The sequence below is a fragment of the Boseongicola aestuarii genome (assembly GCF_900184815.1).
Classification (GTDB): domain Bacteria; phylum Pseudomonadota; class Alphaproteobacteria; order Rhodobacterales; family Rhodobacteraceae; genus Boseongicola; species Boseongicola aestuarii.
This window is the reverse complement of record NZ_FXXQ01000047.1, coordinates 1-2521: the sequence shown is the minus strand read 5'-3', so window position 1 is coordinate 2521 and position 2521 is coordinate 1. Positions and strand designations below refer to the sequence as shown.

The following is a 2521-nucleotide window of genomic DNA, read 5'->3' as shown; positions in this document are numbered from 1 at the left end:
GATAGCAGCACGAGATGGGATGACGGTGAAGTACCTCAGCGAAATGCTGCGTTTTGCGTTCGTGTCGCCGAAGCTCGTCCGCTCGATCCTTGAGGGCAACCAGCCACCTGCGCTGACGACGAACTGGCTGCGACGCCATGATCTGCCTGCGTCCTGGGCCGAGCAGGACCGGATCGTCGCACAACTCTGAGCATCACGCGTCGCGTCAAGTCCACTCCGGAAATCGCTCACTGAGACTTAAGGATAAATTGGCCGCCAAGACACGCCAACGCACGGTCTCTGGATGCAAGGCTTCCCGCTAGCCCCCGGAATTGCGGGAGAAAATCGCCTTGTCGAAAAGAGCCCCGTTGAGACGGGACTGTGTGGCGGTGGACGTAGTCCTGAGCGAACCGGTCTCAGTCGTAATTTCCCTGTTTTACAGGGAATGAACAGGGAAAAACTTCGATTTTGGGTCGAATTTCGGCGATTTGACCTGAATTGAGCCGGATTCATCACCTTAAAACAGTGCGTTAAAGGCCAATTCCCTGCTCTGAAACTAACAGGGAAAGATATTCGCGGAACAGGGAAAGAAAAGCAAAGAACAGGGAAGCGAGCCATGTGAGCAGGGAAGGCCAAAGCTGGTTGCAATCGCTGTCGCGCGGGCGAAAAACTCCGTGCCCGAAAGCCCCCTTGGCACAAAAGCGGCCATCGGTGCTTACCGCCGCGAATGGCCATTTTGAGCCCAGACCGGGTGTACATGGAATTGCGTCGATCACAACGGCAACCTTATTTGCTGGCGGACTGTGCTTGGCATTTTCAGTGAAGCGCAACTGAGTAGAGTCAAAACTCACATCGGCATGCCCACGGCGGACCTCACCTTAGAACACCATTTGTAGAGTTTGATAAATGTCAAACGAGATGGCCTGCAGCCGCATAATTTCTACGTGGTGAGTAATTTGGCTCCGTTCCCACGTCAGGTTTCATGAATTCTGGAGGAAAAGGTATGAGAAGATTGAACAGTAAAGTCGGGCTCTTGGCAGTATTGATCCTTTCGAGTAGCCCGATCTTGGCCGATGACGCCGGGAAGCGCGAGTACAACGTCGCCTGCGCTGGCTGTCATGGAGAGAGTGCGATGGGCGATGGTCCCCTTGCAGGCCTGCTAAATATTTCCACTCCAAGTCTGTTGTCCTTGACACAAGGGAACGATGACACGTTCCCATTCGAAGCAATCCTGTCGACGATAGATGGTCGTGATGGGGTTCGGGCGCACGGCAGCACGATGCCGATCTGGGGGGAGCGTTTCCAGATCTCAGCGACCAGCCAGCGTGGAGAAACCGCTGACATGGTAGCAAGGGGACGTATCCTTTCTCTCGTCTACTACCTTCAGTCAATTCAGCAATAGTCCCAAAGAAGCGATACGGCCTTTGGTTGATGTCGGAACCTAAAAACGGACGGCAGATTTGTCCGCAAATCGCGCGCCGTCGTTTGACGGCTATCAATCTTGTGCGCCCATTGTTCGGCTATGATTTCAACGCTCATAATCTAAGAAAGGAGGAGCGTTATGATCCCAGTTTTCAAAATCATGTTGGCTGCAGGCGCAATAGCCATGGCCAACTTCAGTCCGGGAATGGTTTTTGCCGACAAAGCGGCTGATGAGGATGCCATCCTTGGAATCTGGTCAACATATACGGAGGCACGCGTTGCTGGCGACGCTGAAACATGGCTTAGCCTGTGGGATGAAGAGGGCATAAGATTGCCACCGGGCGCCCCGGCTGTAGATTTCGCTACATTTGCGCCCGGTACGGCGCAACGCTTCGCTAATCCACCGGCATCAATGGAGATTAGATCCGAGGAAATCGTCATCACGGACGACTGGGCGTTTTCGCGCGGGAATTTCACCGTGAACAATGCGCTCGAGGGGAAATTCCTGACGATCTTCCGTCGGCAAAATGATGGCACTTGGCGCATCTACCGCGATGCCTTCAACTTCAACTCTGAGTAGTCACCGACCCTCGCGGACGGCCTGCCCGCGAGGGACTGCCAATGGCTGTTTTGTCAGAATAGCAGACATTGGTGCCACCTGCAGCGAATGGCCGCTTCGAGCCGATTGTCGAGCTTTTGGTGGCAAGAGGTTCGGCCAAATTGGCCTTTCGTCGCTTACGCGCCAGCTCTCTTCGCCTCACGAACGATCTCGCCTGACTTCTTAGTATGATAGGCTTTTGCCCAAAAATCCCGATGTCTGAATTTCGGAGTTTTTCAACACAATCAGCCCAAAGTCGTCATCCAGATTGAGGCGGATCAAATTGGTTTTGTTCGGCGCGCATTAAGATGTCTCCAAATGTGAGCTGCAAAAGGAGCGCAGGCACCGTGCACCGCCTATCCTTTGCCTTGTTCCTTGCGACGTGCCTGCCATTAGCTGGACTGGCTGACACGCCGAAAACTTCTGGGATATGCCCCGGTCTCAATGTGACCGCGACGGCCCCTGAAGCAGGTCTCTTTGATCTGATTTGCAGGACAGCGACCGACCACGTCGCTCGGCTAA

Annotated in this window: 3 protein-coding genes and 1 pseudogene; 3 read left to right on the top strand and 1 reads right to left on the bottom strand. The window is 54.1% G+C overall.

What is annotated here, in order from left to right; all coding sequences use genetic code 11:
• Nucleotides 1-190 (top strand): annotated as a pseudogene (locus BOA8489_RS20580) (recombinase family protein); the annotation flags it as partial.
• Nucleotides 191-509: 319 nt separating this feature from the next.
• On the opposite strand, the gene BOA8489_RS19910 reads toward BOA8489_RS20580, so the two are convergent.
• Nucleotides 510-830 (bottom strand): hypothetical protein, encoded by a 321-nt coding sequence (locus BOA8489_RS19910; RefSeq protein WP_141138353.1) that lies wholly within the window; start codon nt 828-830, stop codon nt 510-512.
• 152 nt (nt 831-982) lie between these two features.
• Between BOA8489_RS19910 and BOA8489_RS19905 the strand changes: the two genes are divergently transcribed.
• Together BOA8489_RS19905 and BOA8489_RS19900 are read left to right on the top strand one after the other, a co-directional pair.
• Nucleotides 983-1381, top strand: coding sequence for a c-type cytochrome (locus tag BOA8489_RS19905; RefSeq protein WP_093976047.1), 399 nt, complete (start codon nt 983-985; stop codon nt 1379-1381).
• A 159-nt stretch (nt 1382-1540) separates the two neighbouring features.
• Nucleotides 1541-1981 carry a YybH family protein gene (locus BOA8489_RS19900; RefSeq protein WP_093976046.1) on the top strand — a complete coding sequence of 147 codons (441 nt, stop codon included), beginning with the start codon at nt 1541-1543 and terminating at the stop codon, nt 1979-1981.
• Nucleotides 1982-2521: the final 540 nt, after the last annotated feature.